A 16,325-nucleotide genomic window follows, 5' to 3' on the forward strand; every position below is an offset into this window, starting at 1 on the left:
GCTGTGCACGAGGACTTCACCGGCCTGTACCTGTCGAGCGTCTGGCTCAGCCTGGCGATGCTCTCCGGCAGCCACGCGCGTTCGCGGGGCCGCTCGGCCTGGACCTGGTCCCTCTTGACCCTGTTCCTCGGCCCGCTCGCCGTGCTGCTCCTGGTCACGTGGCCGGCGCGGCCCGCGCAATCGCCCAGGGCGCCGTCGACGGCGGAGACCGATCCAGGTCAGGCCAGGTAGCGCACCGTCGCGGCGTCCTTCGGTGCGTAGCGCTCCTCGAAGTCACGTTCGTTGGGGACCCACACGTCCCGCCAGAGGGCATCGTGCCGGCGCCCGAGCGCGCGATCGCGAGCCATGCCCCGACGTGCTGCCGTGTCGAGGTCGACGTCACACCAGATGCTGACGTCGAGGTGTGGGAGCGCGTCGGGGTGGAAGAGTCCGATCAGGTCGACGATCAGGACGTCCGTCTGCGGCAGCGGCTCAGCCGGACCGAGGGCCCGAACCGACCAGTCGAACCGCTGGAACGTGCTCGCCCGACCGGCCCGGTGCGGTTCGAGCACCGACGACACCAGACGGGGACGATCGACGCCGTCCCAGTCGACGGAGCGCCGGTGGGACCGGACGGGGTCGAGGAAGTCGTCGCCGCGGATGCGGACCGCGCCGGGGAGTCCCTCGACGAGCGTGCGCGTCAGCGTCGACTTGCCGGATCCGCAGTAGCCGGAGACACCGACGACGATCGGTGCAGGCGCCGAGGCACGACGGGACGCGACCAGGTCGATGACGCCGTCGCGGTCCATCGGGCAAGCGTACGAGGTCGATGACGGTGCGCCGGGGTTCGTAGGCTGAGTGGATGGACGTCGCACTGCGGGGCAGCACCACCGAGGACCTCGAGTGGCTCGTCGAGCTCCGGGCCGTGGTGCTGCGCGACGACCTGACGCGGCTCGGCGTGTTCGACGAGACGCGCGTCCGACAGCGCCTCCGCGACGCGTTCCGGCCGCGGCTGACCCGCATCGTGGTGGTCGACGGGCGCGACGTCGGGTCGGTCACCGTGCGGGTCGAGGACCACGTCCGCTGGGTCGAGCACTTCTACCTCGCGCCCGACGCCCAGGGGCGTGGGGTCGGGTCGACGGTGCTGCGCGCCGTCCTCGACGAGCCCCACGACGGCCCGACGCGGCTCAACGTGCTGGTGGGCAGCCCGGCTCGCCGACTCTACGAACGCCACGGCTTCGTACTCGACACCGACGACGGCGTCGACGTGTTCATGACGCTGCGGGCCGCCGATCGAGCACCCCACGGAGCGCACTGAGCTGCTCGTCGACGACGTCGGCCATCCGGCGCTCGGCTGGTCCGGTGAGCCACGACTCGAGGGCCAGGTGGAACAGCATCACGGTCGTCTCGGCGATCACCGCCGCCTCGGCCGGATCGAGCCCGCGGTCGACGAAGGCCCCGCGCACCGCGTCCGTCAGGTCGGCACGCTTCCGGGCGTCGCGCTCCCGCAGTGAGGACTCGGACAGCACCAGCCGCCGCACCGACCCGACCTCACCGTGCCGCCCCTCGAACCGCTCGTCGGTGACGGTGCGGAGGCCGTGCACCACGATGTCGAGCGGGTCGATCCCGGCCGGCGCGCCCCCGATGGCGGCCCGGGCGAGATCGGGGATCTCGTCGCCGGCGAAGATCACCTCGCGCTTGTCGGCGAAGTACCGGAAGAAGGTGCGGGTCGTCAGGCCGGCCCGTGCGGTGATCTGCGGCACGGTCGTCGCCTGGTAGCCCTGCTCGGCGAAGAGCTCGAACGCCGCTCGCTCGAGTCGCCCTCGGGCATCCGGAGACCAACGCATGGGGCAAGAGTACTGGTGATGACACGTCGTGTCATGATTGACTGGGTGATGACACGTCGTGTCATGACCCACTTCGAGCAAGAGATCGGGACACCATGTCGTCGTCGGGCAACGCAGCACTCTGGACCACGTCGACCGGGCGGTTCGCCGTCGGGCCCGCCACGGTCCCCCAGCCCGGCCCCGGCGAACTCGTCGTCCGCGCCGAGGCCGTCGCCGTCAACCCGGTCGACGCCGTCGGCGGGCTCTTCCGGCACCTGGTGTACCCGAAGCTGCGGTTCCCCGCGGTCCTCGGGTCGGACGTCGCCGGCACCGTGGTCGCGATCGGTCCCGGCGTCGAGCGGTTCCGTGTCGGCGACCGGGTCGTCGGGCACGCCGCGGGACAGGAGCAGCACCGGAACAGCGCTGCCGAAGGGGCCTTCCAACACCTGGTCCTGCTGCTCGACCGTGTGACGACCCCGATTCCGGATGCCCTGCCCGCCGAGCAGGCATCGGTCCTGCCGCTCGCCGTCTCGACCGCCGCCGCCGGGCTCTTCGAACCGGACCAGCTCGCGCTGCCGCTCCCCACGGCCGATGCGGTCGACCGCGACGGGGTGGTCCTGGTGTGGGGTGCGTCCACGAGCGTCGGCGCCAACGCCGTCCAGCTCGCCCGCGCCGCCGGGTACGCCGTGATCGGTACCGCTTCGCCGAAGAACCACGCGTTCGTGCAGGACCTCGGGGCCGAAGCCGTGTTCGACTACCGCGACGACGGTGCCGCCCGCCGCATCCTCGAGGCACTCGCCGACCGGGAGCTCGCCGGCACCCTCGCCTTCGGCCAGGGCTCGCTGACCCGCACGCTCCCGATCGTCCGGGCAGCCCCCGGCTCCGGCCGACTCGCGTCGGCGTACCCGACGCCGGTGACGACGATCCGTGCACGCCTCGAGCGCCGACACGGGGTCCACGTCACCGCGATCTGGGGCGGCCGCCCGACGGAGTCCGAGGTCGGCCCCGCGATCTACCGCGACTTCCTGCCCGAGGCGCTCCGCACCGGTCGGTACCGCGCCACCCCGACCGCATCCGTCGTCGGATCGGGACTCGCCGCGATCCCGGACGCCCTCGCCGAGCTCCGCGCGGGTGTCTCTGCCAAGAAGCTCGTCGTCACGCTCCCCTGAGCCGGTAGCGTCAGCGACGTGACCGATGCCCACGAGCAAGACGACGAGACGTTCGAGATCACGATGTCGGGCGGTGGCACGCCGCGGGGGCACCTGCAGGACCCGAGCGCCGTGACGCTGCACCTGGACCCGCGGCTCCTCGGCGACACCGCCAGGGGCAAGGAGATGTTCGCACTGGCGATCGACCAGCAGCACACCGCGCTGTCCGACTACGCCACCGCCATCGCGGCCGCCGACGGTGACGTGACCGCTCCGGCCGTGCAGGACGCCGCGACCGCGCTGCACCAGGCGCTCCAGTTCCTGCCGATCGCCCACACCGCGTACACGGGTGCCGGCTTCCCCACGGGCCGCGTCGGGGACGGCTCCCGCCCGACCTCGCTGCGACCGGAGCGCGGCGAGCGCGGCCTCGGCGTCCACCCGGACATGTTCACGGCGATCCACGGGGACGCGTCGCAGCGCTGGGAGCTCGCGTGCGAAGAGGACCTCCCCCTCGCCGTCGAGATCACCCTGGCGACCGATCCGGACGAGAACGTGCGGTCCGCCTTCCTCATGGGGACGAGGTCACGAACCGTCGTCCTGCTCATGGAACAGCGAGAGACCGACCCGGAGATGCTCGAACAGCTCGCCCAGCAGGGCTACGCGAGCCCCGAACGGAAGTTCCCCGTGCCGCTCGCCGACCTCGTTCCCCGAGAGCTGGACGGCCTCTACGAACTCCTCGGTCTCGACGACGACGCCGTCGCGCTCGCGAAGTCCCGCTGGGCACGGGCGCAGGAACGCGGCGAGCGCATCACCGTCGGCGACGCGCTCCGCGAGATCGGCGTCATCGCCTGACCGCTACTCCGGAGCGAGCGACTTCGTGTACCAGCGGTCCGAGTACGGGCCGTCGTTGAACGGCGGGACCCGGACGAAGCCGAGCCGTTCGTAGAGCGCACATGCCTCGGCGAGCTCGGCGCGGGTGTCCAGCCGCAACGACGTGATCCCGCGTCCCCGGCAGACGTCCTCGACGTGGCGCAGGAGCGTCGAACCGACGCCTCGGCCGCGGTGCTCGGGCAGCGTGAAGACCTTCGTCAGCTCGCCGACGGCACCCACGAAGCGCACACCGGCGCAACCGACCACGGCTCCCCCGTCGGCGGCGACGAGGAACACCCCGGAGTCCCCCTGCAGGTCGTCGTACGGCTCCTCGTCGAGCGCCCGGTCGACCTCGGCCGACGCCGCCACGCGCCCGTACCACCGCGACGCGACCTCCGTCAGGTAGGCCCGCACGATCGCGTCGGATCCGGCCGAGCCGGGATGCGCTGTCTCGACGATCACGTGGTCCATCCTCGTGCTCGTGCTCGTGACCGTCATCGGTCCGCGCCGACGTCCGTCAGGATCGCCCGGACGACGACACTGCAAGGTGAAGGGAGAATCATGACCACGCTCCGTACCACCATCCTCACCGTCGGCATCGCCACGCTCCTCATCGGGGCGGCTGGCTGCGCGACAGGGTCCGCGCCGAGCGCGCCGAGCCCCACGCAGACGAGTGCGACGGCCGTCACGCCGACGACGACCCCGAAATCGACCCCGACGCCGACGAGCGTCCGGCCGTCCTCCAGCCCGACCGGCCCCGCGAGCTGGGTCTTCGGCGACGCGTCCTTCGGCCCCGTCCAGCTCGGAGCCACGGACGCCAGCAAGCTGCTGCCGGCTGCCGGGTTCTCGCGTCAGCCGTCGAGCGGCTGCCCGACGTTCTGGGAGTGGCAGTCCGCCGATCTGTCCACCCCCAGCGGGTCCGGGTACCGGATCCTCGTCACGTCCGACGACTCCGGACCCGGTGTGCGCTACGTCCGCGTTGCGGGACAGGCAACCGACCCCGGCGCGTTCTCGTCGCCCGTGCTGACGTCCACCGGCATCGCGCTCGGTTCCACCGCAGACGACGTGCGCGCGGCGTACCCCGGGCTCGAGAAGACGATCGACACGTGGGAGCCACCGATCGGCGGTTACCGCGAGTACGTGGCACCGACCACGGATGGCCACTGGCTGCACTTCGACACCACGGGTGGCGCTTCCGGCGCTGAGGACATCGTCACGACGATCGTCATCAACGACACGAAGGCGGCAACGCAGGACGTCTGCCGCTGACCGTGCTGCGGACGGGAGGCGCGGGGCGGGCCCGCAACGGGCCTCCCGACTGTCCGGTGCTCGCGATCGCGAGCCGCACCCGGGTCAGCGGGACGCGGTCGCCTCGCGCGCGGCGGCTTCCGCCGCGACCCAGGCGAGCATGCCGCACTTGACCCGCATGACGAACTTGGAGACGCCGTGGAAGGCGACGAGGTCCTCGAGGACGTCCTCGTCGGGCTCACCGACGCCACGCGAGCGCATCATGGTGCGGAACTCCTCGGTCAGTGCGAGGAACTCGGGCGCGGTGCGGCCGACCGCCATGTCGGTGAGGACGGATGCCGACGCCATCGAGATCGAACAGCCGTCGCCCTGCCAGGCGAGCCCGGCGATGCGGTCGGTGCCGGGTTCGAGCCGCAGGCTGACCGTGATCTCGTCGCCACACGTGGGGTTCCGCTCGAAGTGCGAGGCATCCGCGTCGGGCATCGCACCGTCGCCGTGACGCGCCTTCGCGTGGTCGAGGATGACCTGCTGGTACAGGCTGTCGAGGGCGTTCACGCGGTCGCTCCGAAGTAGTCGCGGACCTCGGCGACGGCTGCGAGGAACCGGTCGACGTCGTGCTCGGTCGTGTAGACGTAGGTGCTCGCCCGGCTCGTGGCGACGAGTCCGAGGCGGCGGTGCAGCGGCTGGGCGCAGTGGTGGCCGGAACGCACGGCGATGCCCTGGGCGTCGAGGTACTGCGAGACGTCGTGGGCGTGCACGCCGTCGACGTCGAACGCGACCAGACCGGAGCGCGGGACGCCGGCGGGTGGGCCGACCACGCGGATGCCGGGCACTGCTGCCAGACCGTCGAGCATCCGGCGGGCCAGGTGCTCCTCGTGGGCACGGACACGTTCCATGCCGATGCCCTGCAGGTAGCGGACGGCCTCGGCGAGGGCGACCGCCTGGGAGACGGGCTGCGTGCCGGCCTCGAACCGCTCGGGCGCCGGCATGAACTCGGAGCCCTCCATCGTCACGGTGGTGATCATCGAGCCACCGGTGCGGAACGGCGGCAGGGCGTCGAGCAGCTCGGCACGGCCCCAGAGCACGCCGATGCCGTTCGGGCCGAGCATCTTGTGCCCGGAGAACGCGGCGAAGTCGACCCCGAGCTGCTGCACGTCGAGGGGACGGTGCGGTGCGGACTGGCAGGCGTCGAGCACGACGAGGGCGCCGCGGGCGTGGGCGAGACCGACGACCTGCTCGACGGGGGCGATCATCCCGGTGACGTTCGAGACGTGCGAGAACGCGACGACCTTCGTGCGGTCGGTGATCAGGGCCGCGGCGTCGTCGGCGGTCCAGGTGCCGTCGTCGGCGACCGGGATCCAGCGGAGGGTGGCACCGGTCAGCGCGGCGAGCTCCTGCCACGGCACGAGGTTGGCGTGGTGTTCGGCCTCGGTCACGAGGATCTCGTCACCGGCGCCCAGGCGGAAGCGCTCGGCGTCGGCACCGCCGCGGCCACGGCTGGCGTTGGCCATGCCGTAGGCGACGAGGTTGAGCGCGTCGGTGGCGTTCGCGGTCCACACGACCTCGGTCGGGGCGGCGGCGCCGATGAAGCCGGCGACGGTGGCGCGGGCGTCCTCGTAGGCGTCGGTGCTGAGCGCCGCGAGCGTGTGGGCCCCGCGGTGGACGGCGGCGTTGTCGTGTTCGAGGAACCGGCGCTCGGCGTCGAGGACCTGGCGCGGGCGTTCAGCCGTCGCCCCGGAGTCCAGGTACGCCAACGGCTGCCCGTTCACGTCCTGCGCGAGGATCGGGAAGTCCCGCTTGATCGCCTCGACCTCGGTCTCGGTGAGCGGCTGGTTCGGCGCCACGACTGTCACGTCTCGTCCTCCTGGTGCTGCTGTCCGGAGCAACCCGTCCATGGTGTCCGTTGTTCCCGACCACGTCCAGTCGGCACGTGCAACGGCCCAGGACCACGCCGGGTCCTGGGCCGTTGCACGTCGTCCGCTACTCGTTGCCGATCTTCTTGTCCGCAGCGTCGCGGGCCCCGTCGATCTTGTCGTCGTACTTGCCGCCCGTGGCCTTCTTGACCGCGTCGGCCACGCCGCCGAGCACCTTGTCGCTGACGCCCTCGGCCTTCTCGCTCTGCAGGGCGTCCTGGACCTTGCCGTCCTTCAGGAACTCCTGGGCCTTCTTCGTGATGTCGTCGAACCCCGCCATCGGCTGCTCCTCGTCTCGGTGCGGAGCCCGTCGCTCCGTCCTGGCGCCGACAGTAGGCCGCCGGGCACCCGTCCGTACCGGAACGCTCGGGGTCTTCACACCATCTGGGCGCTGCGGCGGCGGGCGAGCACGTACCCGACGGCGACCGCGCCGGACACCGCGAGCAACGAGGGCACGAGGATGTCGGTGCCCTGCTGGGTGAACTCGACGACGAGCACGAGGGCGGTGAACGGCGCCCGCATGGTGGTGGCGAGGAAGGCCGCCGCACCGACGAAGGCGAAGGCCGCCAGACTCGGACCGTCGGCCGGCCACAGCAGCAGCCAGGCACCGCCCAGGCCACCGCCGATCGCCGAACCGATCGCGATCGACGGGGTCAGCGTGCCACCGACCGCACCGGCCCCGATGGTGGCCGACGTGGTCACGGTCCGCAGGACACCGAGCAGCAGCAGGAGCACGATCGGCGAGAGGCCGGCGAACGAGGCGTCGTCGAGCGTGGTGTTCATCGCGACGAGACCGAGCGCCCGACCGTTGCCGAGGATCTCCGGGAACGGGATCGCGATGAGCCCGACCATCGCGAAGACCACCGGCAGCACGACGAGCAGGTGCCAACCCTTCGGGGCGATGCCCTGCAGCCGGTTGGTCAGCTTGACGAACCCGACCCCGGCGAGCCCCAGCACGGGTCCCACGACGACCGCCCAGACGAGCAGCGACGGCGAGAGGTGCATCGCGGGCACGTGGTACAGCACCTCGTCCGGGATCACGAGCCGGGCGGTGATGGCGGCGACGGCACTCGTGGCGAAGGCGGGCAGGGCGGTCGCGAAGCTGATCTCCCCGAGCAGGACCTCGACCGCGAACAGCGCGCCGCCGAGGGGCACGTCGTACACGGCGGCGAGGCCGGCCGCGGCACCGCAGGCGACGAGGATCTTCGTCTCGCGTGCGGTCAGCCCCGCACGACGGGTGACGAGTTGGGCGAGCCAGGCCCCGACCTCGCGCGGCGCCACCTCTTTGCCGATGGACGCGCCGAGCCCCACGGCCAGGATCTGGATGCCGGCGTTCGCGAGCGTCGCCAGGGCCGGCATCCGCTTGCCCTCGACGGCCGCGGTGACCGAGACGATCGAGCGCCCCCACCGCCGGAGCGCCCACCAGGCGACCCCGGTCAGGACGCCGGCCGCGGTGAGCGCGAGGAACCGGTTCAGCCCGGAAGGTGCGTCGGCGGCCTCGAGGTGCCCGCCGAACCCGTACCCGAAGGCGACGAACTGGATGAGCTGGAGCGCGAGCCAGACCGCGATGCCGGCGATGCCGCCGGAGACGCCCACCAGGGCGGTGACGACGGCGAGCTTGAGGGCCCAGACCGGGGTCGCGTGTCCGGAGTGCGGCATGACCGGAAGCCTAACGGGCTGGACCCCACCCGATGACGGACGGCGACGCGCCCGCCGGACGCGGGACGCGCCTCCAGGGCGGGTCCCCGACCACCCGCCGTCAGACGGCCGTCACCCGGAACGGCACCACGCAGTCGGCCGGCATGAGCGGTGGCTGCAGGCCGACGGTGCCGAGCACCCGGCCGCTGAACACCCGCGGGCCGGACCACCAGCCCGGTCGCACCAGGTCGTGATCGTCGCCGATGACCACCGGGTCGACGCGGTAGGTCGTGTCGGGGTCGAGGTCGCGGAAGGTGACCCGGCCGGTGCCGGAGACCTCGGAGCGGCCGATGCCGGCGAGGAAGAAGACGGCCTGCTGCCGGTCCGGCGCGACCGTGCCGTACACGAGCCGCGTGTCGTCGACCTCGTCGGAGCGCACCAGGTCGCCGCCGTGCAGGAGCGGGCGGAGCTCGCGGTACAGCGCGATCCACTCGGTGAGCGCGGCGGACTCGTCGGCGGTCGCGCCGGCCAGGTCCCACTCGATGCCGAGGTGCCCGACCAGCGCCGTGCCGGCACGGAAGGCGAGGTCGTGCACGCGACCGGTCGTGTGGTTCCGGCCGCTCGCGATGTGCGACCCGAGCAGCTCCGGCGGCAGGAGCTGCTGCGTCCACCGGTGCATCTGCTGGCGCTCGAGCGGGTCGATGTCGTCGGACACCCACACCCGCGCGGTGTGCTCGATGACGCCGAGGTCGACCCGACCGCCGCCCGACGAGCACGACTCGATCTCCAGGGACGGGAACCGCTCGCCGAGCGTCGCCATCAACCGGTACGCGGCGAGGGTCTGCTCGTGGACCGCTGCGCCGCCGCCCGGGAACCCCGCCTCGACGAGGTCGCGGTTGTGGTCCCACTTCACGGCGTCGACCGCGTACTCGCCGATGATCGCCGTCATCCGTTCGAGGACGTGGTCGAAGGCCTCGGGGATCGCCAGGTTGAGCACCTGCTGGTCGCGGGACCGGGCGGGCAGCCGACCGTCGGCCTGCAGGATCCACTCCGGGTGGGCGCGGGCGAGGTCGCTGTCCTCGTTCACCATCTCGGGTTCGAACCACAGGCCGAACTCCATGCCGAGCGCACGGACGCGGTCGACCAGGGGGCCGAGTCCGTCCGGCCAGACGTCCTCGTCGACGTACCAGTCACCGAGGCCTGCGTGGTCGTCGCGGCGGCCGTGGAACCAGCCGTCGTCGAGCACGTAGCGTTCGACGCCGAGGGTCGCGGCACGCTCGGCGAGGTCGACGAGGCGGGCCAGGTCGTGGTCGAAGTACACGGCCTCCCACACGTTGATCGTCATCGGGCGGGGCGTCGTCGGGTGCTGCGGGCGGCTGCGGAGCCAGCGGTGGAACCGTCGGGCCTGGTCGTCGAGGCCGTCCCCGTGCGCGAAGTACACCCACGGCCCCTCGTAGGTGGCGCCGGTGTCGAGCCGGACCTCGCCGGGCAGCAGGAGTTCGCCGCCGCCGATGACCTGGCGGCCGGTGGCGAGCCGTTCGGCGTGGTGCCGGTGGTTGCCGCTCCAGGCGGTGTGGACGCCCCAGACCTGGCCGTGCGCGAAGCCGAAGCCCGGCTCCCCCACCGTCAGCAACGTCGCGGCGTCGGTGCCGGTGCGGCCCTTCCGGCCCTCGCGCTGGTGGGTCCCCACGACGAGTTCGCGGCGCTGCGGGGTCCGCTCCTTGCCCCAGCGGCCGGCGAAGTCCAGGATCTCGCGGGCCCCCGACGGGATCGGCATCGCGAGCGTCAGGTCGTCGACGGTGTAGACGCCGTCGGCGGTGTTCGTCACGCCCGCTCGGGCCCGGACGAGCCCGGAGCCGAGCATCTCGATGGTCACCCGCACGGTGAGCCCGGCGACGGTGTCCTCGGCGTCGGCGGTGACCGCGGAGTCGGTGACCGCGAGCGACGTCACCGTGAACGCCGGCGACCAGTCGGCGCCGTCACGGTGCCCGGCGAGCCCCGGACGACCGCTCCAGCCCCGGTGCGGCTCGGGCAGCACGGACAGGCGGACCGGGTCGTCCATCTCGTTCGGTGCGACGGGCGCGACGTCGGCGTCGGCGAGGGCCGTCAGCGCCTCGGTGTCGAGCGGTCCGAGTGCCGCTCCCCAGTGCACGACGGCGGGGAGCGCGTCGTCGCGGCAGTCCAGGACGAGCGAGACGCCACCGGCGGTCAGGTGGACGAGTTCGTGCGGCATGCGGGGCTCCAGTCGGCGTCGTTGCACGTCAGAGCTTTCCGGTCAGGAGCCGTCCGCTGCAAATCCGGCTGCGGCGCGGCTCCGGTTGCGGCTCAGGTTGCGGCGCGGCTCAGAACCAGCGCTTGACCTTGAACACCACGTACAGGATCGCGGCGAACAGGACCATCGCGACGATCGACAGCGGGTACCCCCACGTCCAGCCGAGTTCGGGCATGTGCGTGAAGTTCATCCCGTAGATCGCGGCGATGAGCGTCGGCGCGAACAGGATCGCCGCCCAGCCGGAGATCTTCTTCGTGTCGTCGTTCTGCTTCTGCGCCGCCAGGGTCGAGTCGACGGTCAGGGCGTTCTGCAGCAGCTGCCGGAACGTGTCGAGGCGCTCCACCACCCGGATCGCGTGGTCGAGGACGTCGCGGAACCGCCGCTGCATCTCGATCGGCAGGTGGTACTTCTCGGCGCCGCGGTGCAGGTTCTCGATCATGTAGACGAGTGGACGCGCCGCACGCTGGAAGTCGACGACCTCGCCGAACAGCTCGTACACGCGCCGGGACACCCCGGCCTCGCCCGAGAACAGCTGGTCCTCGATCTGGTTGATGTCCTCTTCGAGTCCGTCGATCACCGGCACGTAGCCGTCGACGATGGAGTCCATCAGCGCCCAGAGCTGCGCCTGCGGGCCGACGGTCACCAGCCCCGGCTTGCCGCTCAACCGCTGCAGCGCCCGGGGAACGGTCTGCTTGCCACGGGGGTCGGCCTTCACGACGGCGAGGAAGAAGGTCTCACCGACGAAGGCGTGCACCTCGCCGAACGCCACCTCTTCCTGCTGGTCGTTGTACAGCGCCGGCTTGAGCACCACGAACAGCGTCGAGCCGTACCGCTCGAGCTTCGGTCGCTGGTGCCCCTCGGCGGAGTCCTCGACCGCGAGTTCGTGCAGGCCGAGGGCGACCGCGACGTCGCCGAGTTCCTCGGCGTCGGGCTGGTGCAGGACGATGCACGCGCTGGCGCCCTGGTCGTCGAGCATCCGGAAGGTGTCGTCGAGGGACGGACTCGCGATCGGGGCGATCCGGTCGATGTAGACGGTGTTCAGTTCGACGCTCACGCGCCCACCGTACGCAGGGTGGCCGGTTCCCGGTCTGGAGGCCCGTGGCACGCCCGCCGTGCGCCCCGCGTCCTGCCTGAACGCGCGCTGCACGACCGGCGGCACCGGCCGCCTACGGTGCAGGTCATCAGCATGCTGACGAAAGGGACTGTCATGAAGAGGATCTGGAAGCGCATCGCGGTGGCCGTGAGCGCGGTCGTCGCCGTCATCGGCGCGTACGTCGGGTCGGGCGCTGCCGGTGGGACGCCCATCCAGGACGCCGCCGGTGGCGCACTGTCGGCGTCCTCCACCGCGATCGCTCCGGACGGCCCCGCCTTCTCGATCTGGAGTGTCGTCTACGCCGGGCTCATCGGCTACGCGGTGCTGCAGCTCTTCCGCACCGCGAACGACGAGCGGCACGAGCGGCTGGTGGTGCCGGCGGTGCTCTCCCTGCTCCTCAACGCCGCGTGGATCCTGTCGGTGCAGTTCGGGTTCCTGTGGGCGAGCGAGCCGATCATCGTCGCACTGCTCGTCGTGCTGATCTGGACGTTCACGATCCTGCGCCGGACCCCGTCCCGCGGGGTCGTCGAGGCGATCCTGACCGATGGCACCTTCGGGCTGTACCTCGGGTGGGTCTGCGTCGCGACGGCCGCCAACACCGCTGCGGTGCTGACGGCGGCGGGCTTCCGGGGCTTCGGACTCGGGCAGGACCCGTGGGGTGTGGTCGTCGCCGCGGTGGCCGGGCTCGTCGGGGTCCTCATCGCGCTGTGGGGCCGGGGACGCCTGGCGCCGATGGCCTCGGTCGCGTGGGGTCTGGCGTGGGTCGCCGTGGCTCGGTTCGAGGGGCCGCTCGTCTCCGTGCCGACGGCGGTGGCGGCCGTGGTGGCTGCGGCGGCCGTGGTCGTCGTGACCGTGGTGGTGCGTGCCCGCGCCGGCTGGGTCGGCGGGCGTGCCGGTCGGGCGGCGGCTCCGGTCGCGGCCTGACGTGCGTGGTATTGCGCGTCGTTTCGCGCTGAGCGACACCTCACGCGGCCGCTGGCCCGTGAGGTGTCGCTCAGCGCGAAGACTCGCGCGGGCTCAGCGCGACGACTGGGCGGACGCCACCAGGCCGTGGGCGGCGGCGACCGCGGCGTTCGTGACCCGGCCGGCGTGCACGTTCAGGCCGGCGGCGAGCGCGGGGTCGGCCTCGAGCGCGGTCTCCCAGCCACGGTCGGCGATCGCGACGGCGTAGGGCAGCGTAGCGTTCGTCAGCGAGATCGTGCTCGTGCGCGGGACGGCCCCGGGCATGTTCGCCACGCAGTAGTACACGGTGTCGTGCACGGCGAACGTGGGGTCGTCGTGGGTGGTCGGGTGGGAGCCCTCGAAGCAGCCGCCCTGGTCGATCGCGATGTCGACCAGCACCGACCCCGGCCGCATGTCGGCGACCATCGCGTCGGTGACGAGCTTCGGCGCCGACGCCCCGGGGATGAGCACGGAGCCGATCACCAGGTCGGCGTCGCGCAGGGCCTCGGCCATGGCGTGCGCCGATGAGCGCAGGGTCGTGACGCGGCCGCCGAACCGGGCGTCCAGGGCCCGGAGCCGCGGCAGGCTGATGTCGAACACGGTGACGTCGGCGCCCATGCCGAGCGCCATCGTCGCGGCGTGCTCCCCCGCGACGCCGCCGCCGATGACGACCACACGGCCCTTCGGCGTGCCGGGGACCCCGCCGAGCAGCAGCCCGCGCCCACCGTTCGTGCGCATCAGGTGGAACGCGCCGACCTGGGCGGACAGTCGCCCGGCGACCTCGGACATCGGCGACAGCAGCGGCAGCGAGCGGTCCGGCAGCTGCACGGTCTCGTAGGCGATCGCCGTCGCGCCCGAGTCGATGAGCGCGTCGGTCAGCGGTCGGTCGGCGGCGAGGTGCAGGTAGGTGAAGAGCACCTGGCCCGGCCGGATCATCGGGTACTCCGACGCGACCGGCTCCTTCACCTTGAGGATCAGCTCGGCACGCTCCCACACCTCGGCCGCGGTGTCGACGATCGTGGCCCCGGCGGTGCGGTACTCGTCGTCGGTGAAGGCCGAACCGGACCCGGCACCGGCCTGCACCAGCACCTGGTGGCCGTGCGACCCGAGCTCGGCGACGCCGGCCGGAGTGGCGGCGACGCGGTACTCGTTGTTCTTGATCTCGGTGGGGACGCCGATGCGCATGCTGACTCCTTCGTGGGCGGTGCGTTCGTCCCGTCCATTGAGCACCGGATTCGCCCACAGCACTGCTGCGCCGAACATCCGGACAGCAGCAGCGCGATCCGTGTCACGAGATTCGGCGGAACGGTCCGCAGCGGCAGTCGGTCAGTGCCCGCGCAGCGACTCGCTCGGCAGCTCCCCGAAGCGGCTGCGGTAGGTCGCCGAGAAGCGTCCGAGGTGCCCGAAGCCCCACGTCCGTGCGATCTCGGCCACCGTCGTCTCGTCCAGGCCACTGCCGACCAGGTCGGTCCGGGCGCCGTCGAGTCGCACGCCGCGCAGGAGTTCCCCCGGCGTCTGGTCGAGGTGCCGGCGGAGGGACTGCTGCAGCCCGCGCGGGCTGAGCCCCGCCGCCGCCGCGATGTCCGGGGTGCCGATCGCTTCGCGCGCGTGCTCGTGCACGAACTCGAGCGCCCGGCGCAGGCGGTCGTGCTCCGGGCCGCTGCCGGACACCGACGCACGCCACTTGTTGCGCTGCGGGAACGCCCGGATCGCCGCGATCGCGAAGGCCTCGGCGATGTCGCGCTGCACCATCGGGCTCATCGACCGGTCGACGTCGAGCCACGTGGCCGAGTACGTCCGCACCACCGACCGCCACAGCGCGATGCCGTCGGCCGTCGGGCGGCGCATCGGCTCGAAGGCGAAGTTGTCGTCGCCGGCCACGGCTCGGACGAAGTCGCGGTCGAGCTGCACCAGGTTCAGGGCGATGTCGTGGTGGTGCAGCGCGTACGGCTCGGCGAAGGGCAGCACGACCGGCACCCCGGCCTGGAGCTCGAACGTCTCGCCGCCCGTGGTGATCCGGCTCGAACCGCTGCGCAGCCACGCGACCAGGAACTCGTCGTCGACCTGGCTCTCGCTGCGCAGGTCGACCATGAACCGCGACGAGCGCAGGGACATCCGCTCGTCACCGACGCCGGCGAAGTCCCAGTGGGCGTTCTCGTGGGTGCGACGGACCAGTGGTGCACGGAAGTCGTAGTCGCCCGTGAAGAACGCGAGCGCCTGGTCGACGTCGCTGCCGACCATCCGCCGGAAGTACCGCTGACCGGGCTGTTCGAGAGAAAGCACCATGGTCGAGAACCTACGACGGACCACCGACAAACTGCGTCAGGTCCTGACTCAGGGCTGCAGGATCGCCTGCCCCACACTCTCGTCCAGGATCAGGTCCGTGATGAGCCCGGCGGCCAGCGCGCCCCGCAGCGACGCCGCCTTCGACCGCCCGGCGACGACGCAGACCCGCCGCGGCGCGCGCTTGATCGTGTCGAGGTCAGGAGCGCCGGCGCGGGCGTTCACCCCGATGTCCTTCCACGAGCCGTCGGCCCGGTAGAACACCGTCGAGACGTCCCCGACGACCCCCGCCTGCGTGAGCTCGTCGCGGTCCTCGGGGTCGAGGTACCCGCCGGAGTACACGTGCGAGGGCACCGGGGCCTGCGGGGCACCGACACCGAACACGACGAGGTCCATCCGCTCGTGCAGGTCGAGCACACGGCGGATCGAGCGCTCCCGGAACAGGGCCTCCTTCGTCGCGGGGTCGTCGAAGAACGCCGGCACCGGGAACTGCTGCACGAACGCCCCGTAGGCCTCGCCGAACCGCCGCAGGATCTCCGACGCGTAGACGATGCCGGTGGTGCGGGTGTTCGCGGCGCCGTTGATCTGCACGATCGTCGAGCCGTGGGTGGTCTTCGGCACCAGGTAGCGGCTGACCGCGCTGACCGTCGAGCCCCACGAGATCCCGATCACCATGTTCGACTCGACGTACTGCGTCAGGATCCGGGCGGCGGACAGCGCGACCCGTTCGAGCCGGTCGACGTCGCTCGTGTGGTCCGGCACCGGGACGACGTGCGCGTGCACCCCGAAGCGGGAGCGGATGCTCCGGCTCAGCGCAGCGGCCTGGTCCAGGGGCGAACGGATCTGGATGTCGACGAGCCCGGTGTCCCTGGCGTACTTCAGCAGCCGCGACACCGATGAGCGCGAGGTGCCGAGTTCGTCGGCGATCGCGTCCATCGTCAGGTCCTGCAGGTAGTACAGGTGGGCGGCGCGCAGCGCCTGCTGCGTGCGCATGGGCTGAGCCGCATCGCTCATGGTGCTCCGATCTGTCGAACGCAACCATGCACGGACGTGCAGGGCCTCTGCAACCCCTGCCGCGCCTCCTGACCGCCGTGTCGGGCCTGGACGACACGT

General features: G+C 72.0%; 18 protein-coding genes. 6 read left to right on the forward strand and 12 right to left on the reverse strand.

The window, feature by feature from the left end:
* Window positions 1–3 precede the first annotated feature (3 nt).
* Window positions 4–231, forward strand: a complete 228-nt coding sequence (locus ACZZ9K_RS06110) for a hypothetical protein (protein ID WP_138803934.1) — start codon at window positions 4–6, stop codon at window positions 229–231.
* Here the strand turns inward: ACZZ9K_RS06110 and ACZZ9K_RS06115 are convergent.
* Window positions 219–788 (reverse strand): uridine kinase family protein, encoded by a 570-nt coding sequence (locus tag ACZZ9K_RS06115; protein ID WP_138803935.1) that lies wholly within the window; start codon window positions 786–788, stop codon window positions 219–221. The genes ACZZ9K_RS06110 and ACZZ9K_RS06115 overlap by 13 nt on opposite strands.
* 53 nt (window positions 789–841) lie before the next feature.
* Here ACZZ9K_RS06115 and ACZZ9K_RS06120 point away from each other — a divergent pair, with 53 nt between their 5' ends.
* The gene (locus tag ACZZ9K_RS06120) at window positions 842–1,297 is read left to right on the forward strand and encodes a GNAT family N-acetyltransferase (RefSeq protein WP_463443565.1); all 456 of its coding nucleotides are present in this window, start codon (window positions 842–844) and stop codon (window positions 1,295–1,297) included.
* On the opposite strand, the gene ACZZ9K_RS06125 is transcribed toward ACZZ9K_RS06120, so the two are convergent.
* Window positions 1,251–1,826 (reverse strand): TetR family transcriptional regulator, encoded by a 576-nt coding sequence (locus ACZZ9K_RS06125; RefSeq protein ID WP_463443566.1) that lies wholly within the window; start codon window positions 1,824–1,826, stop codon window positions 1,251–1,253. The two genes, ACZZ9K_RS06120 and ACZZ9K_RS06125, sit on opposite strands and share 47 nt — an antisense overlap.
* Window positions 1,827–1,921: 95 nt before the next feature.
* Here ACZZ9K_RS06125 and ACZZ9K_RS06130 point away from each other — a divergent pair, with 95 nt between their 5' ends.
* Together ACZZ9K_RS06130 and ACZZ9K_RS06135 are read left to right on the forward strand one after the other, a co-directional pair.
* A complete protein-coding gene (locus ACZZ9K_RS06130) occupies window positions 1,922–2,974 on the forward strand; it encodes a zinc-binding alcohol dehydrogenase family protein (RefSeq protein WP_463443567.1) in 1,053 nt (350 codons plus the stop codon).
* A gap of 18 nt (window positions 2,975–2,992) precedes the next feature.
* Entirely contained in the window at window positions 2,993–3,805 is an 813-nt protein-coding gene (locus tag ACZZ9K_RS06135) for a hypothetical protein (protein ID WP_463443568.1), read from the forward strand.
* A 3-nt stretch (window positions 3,806–3,808) separates the two neighbouring features.
* On the opposite strand, the gene ACZZ9K_RS06140 is transcribed toward ACZZ9K_RS06135, so the two are convergent.
* Window positions 3,809–4,285 (reverse strand): GNAT family N-acetyltransferase, encoded by a 477-nt coding sequence (locus ACZZ9K_RS06140; RefSeq protein ID WP_463443569.1) that lies wholly within the window; start codon window positions 4,283–4,285, stop codon window positions 3,809–3,811.
* A 99-nt stretch (window positions 4,286–4,384) separates the two neighbouring features.
* Between ACZZ9K_RS06140 and ACZZ9K_RS06145 the strand changes: the two genes are divergently transcribed.
* Window positions 4,385–5,092 carry a hypothetical protein gene (locus ACZZ9K_RS06145; RefSeq protein WP_463443570.1) on the forward strand — a complete coding sequence of 236 codons (708 nt, stop codon included), beginning with the start codon at window positions 4,385–4,387 and terminating at the stop codon, window positions 5,090–5,092.
* An 84-nt stretch (window positions 5,093–5,176) separates the two neighbouring features.
* On the opposite strand, the gene sufU is transcribed toward ACZZ9K_RS06145, so the two are convergent.
* From sufU to ACZZ9K_RS06175, 6 genes are all read right to left on the reverse strand, one after another.
* Window positions 5,177–5,626: a Fe-S cluster assembly sulfur transfer protein SufU gene (sufU, locus tag ACZZ9K_RS06150; RefSeq protein ID WP_463443571.1), complete on the reverse strand. Its 450-nt coding sequence runs from the start codon at window positions 5,624–5,626 to the stop codon at window positions 5,177–5,179.
* Window positions 5,623–6,915: an aminotransferase class V-fold PLP-dependent enzyme gene (locus ACZZ9K_RS06155; RefSeq protein ID WP_027466239.1), complete on the reverse strand. Its 1,293-nt coding sequence runs from the start codon at window positions 6,913–6,915 to the stop codon at window positions 5,623–5,625. Before ACZZ9K_RS06155 ends, sufU begins: the two co-directional genes overlap by 4 nt.
* 136 nt (window positions 6,916–7,051) lie before the next feature.
* Complete coding sequence (locus ACZZ9K_RS06160; protein WP_071247674.1) at window positions 7,052–7,264, reverse strand: Rv0909 family putative TA system antitoxin; 213 nt, start codon at window positions 7,262–7,264, stop codon at window positions 7,052–7,054.
* Window positions 7,265–7,359: 95 nt separating this feature from the next.
* Window positions 7,360–8,643 carry a chloride channel protein gene (locus tag ACZZ9K_RS06165; RefSeq protein WP_463443572.1) on the reverse strand — a complete coding sequence of 428 codons (1,284 nt, stop codon included), beginning with the start codon at window positions 8,641–8,643 and terminating at the stop codon, window positions 7,360–7,362.
* Between the two features lie 100 nt (window positions 8,644–8,743).
* The gene (locus ACZZ9K_RS06170) at window positions 8,744–10,855 is read right to left on the reverse strand and encodes an alpha-galactosidase (protein ID WP_463443573.1); all 2,112 of its coding nucleotides are present in this window, start codon (window positions 10,853–10,855) and stop codon (window positions 8,744–8,746) included.
* A 109-nt stretch (window positions 10,856–10,964) separates the two neighbouring features.
* Window positions 10,965–11,948 (reverse strand): magnesium and cobalt transport protein CorA, encoded by a 984-nt coding sequence (locus ACZZ9K_RS06175; RefSeq protein ID WP_027466235.1) that lies wholly within the window; start codon window positions 11,946–11,948, stop codon window positions 10,965–10,967.
* Between the two features lie 153 nt (window positions 11,949–12,101).
* Here ACZZ9K_RS06175 and ACZZ9K_RS06180 point away from each other — a divergent pair, with 153 nt between their 5' ends.
* Entirely contained in the window at window positions 12,102–12,911 is an 810-nt protein-coding gene (locus ACZZ9K_RS06180; protein ID WP_027466234.1) for a tryptophan-rich sensory protein, read from the forward strand.
* 93 nt (window positions 12,912–13,004) lie between these two features.
* On the opposite strand, the gene ald is transcribed toward ACZZ9K_RS06180, so the two are convergent.
* The 3 genes from ald to ACZZ9K_RS06195 all read right to left on the reverse strand — a co-directional run bounded on the left by ald (window position 13,005) and on the right by ACZZ9K_RS06195 (window position 16,226).
* Window positions 13,005–14,114, reverse strand: a complete 1,110-nt coding sequence (gene ald / locus ACZZ9K_RS06185; RefSeq protein ID WP_463443574.1) for an alanine dehydrogenase — start codon at window positions 14,112–14,114, stop codon at window positions 13,005–13,007.
* A 141-nt stretch (window positions 14,115–14,255) separates the two neighbouring features.
* On the reverse strand, window positions 14,256–15,215 hold the full coding sequence (locus tag ACZZ9K_RS06190; protein WP_463443575.1) for an AraC family transcriptional regulator: 960 nt from the start codon (window positions 15,213–15,215) through the stop codon (window positions 14,256–14,258).
* A 48-nt stretch (window positions 15,216–15,263) separates the two neighbouring features.
* Window positions 15,264–16,226, reverse strand: coding sequence for a sugar-binding transcriptional regulator (locus ACZZ9K_RS06195; protein ID WP_027466231.1), 963 nt, complete (start codon window positions 16,224–16,226; stop codon window positions 15,264–15,266).
* Window positions 16,227–16,325 lie beyond the last annotated feature (99 nt).

It is taken from the genome of Curtobacterium sp. AC268, assembly GCF_979258745.1.

Excerpts from the sequence above, each read along its gene's own strand:
- ACZZ9K_RS06190 (WP_463443575.1), bottom strand. The coding sequence starts at position 15,215 with ATGGTGCTTTCTCTCGAACAGCCCGGTCAGCGGTACTTCCGGCGGATG.
- ACZZ9K_RS06115 (WP_138803935.1), bottom strand. The coding sequence starts at position 788 with ATGGACCGCGACGGCGTCATCGACCTGGTCGCGTCCCGTCGTGCCTCG.
- ACZZ9K_RS06170 (WP_463443573.1), bottom strand. The coding sequence starts at position 10,855 with ATGCCGCACGAACTCGTCCACCTGACCGCCGGTGGCGTCTCGCTCGTC.
- ACZZ9K_RS06165 (WP_463443572.1), bottom strand. The coding sequence starts at position 8,643 with ATGCCGCACTCCGGACACGCGACCCCGGTCTGGGCCCTCAAGCTCGCC.
- ACZZ9K_RS06120 (WP_463443565.1), top strand. The coding sequence starts at position 842 with ATGGACGTCGCACTGCGGGGCAGCACCACCGAGGACCTCGAGTGGCTC.
- ACZZ9K_RS06145 (WP_463443570.1), top strand. The coding sequence starts at position 4,385 with ATGACCACGCTCCGTACCACCATCCTCACCGTCGGCATCGCCACGCTC.
- ACZZ9K_RS06130 (WP_463443567.1), top strand. The coding sequence starts at position 1,922 with ATGTCGTCGTCGGGCAACGCAGCACTCTGGACCACGTCGACCGGGCGG.
- ACZZ9K_RS06195 (WP_027466231.1), bottom strand. The coding sequence starts at position 16,226 with ATGAGCGATGCGGCTCAGCCCATGCGCACGCAGCAGGCGCTGCGCGCC.
- ACZZ9K_RS06160 (WP_071247674.1), bottom strand. The coding sequence starts at position 7,264 with ATGGCGGGGTTCGACGACATCACGAAGAAGGCCCAGGAGTTCCTGAAG.
- ACZZ9K_RS06125 (WP_463443566.1), bottom strand. The coding sequence starts at position 1,826 with ATGCGTTGGTCTCCGGATGCCCGAGGGCGACTCGAGCGAGCGGCGTTC.
- ald (WP_463443574.1), bottom strand. The coding sequence starts at position 14,114 with ATGCGCATCGGCGTCCCCACCGAGATCAAGAACAACGAGTACCGCGTC.
- ACZZ9K_RS06180 (WP_027466234.1), top strand. The coding sequence starts at position 12,102 with ATGAAGAGGATCTGGAAGCGCATCGCGGTGGCCGTGAGCGCGGTCGTC.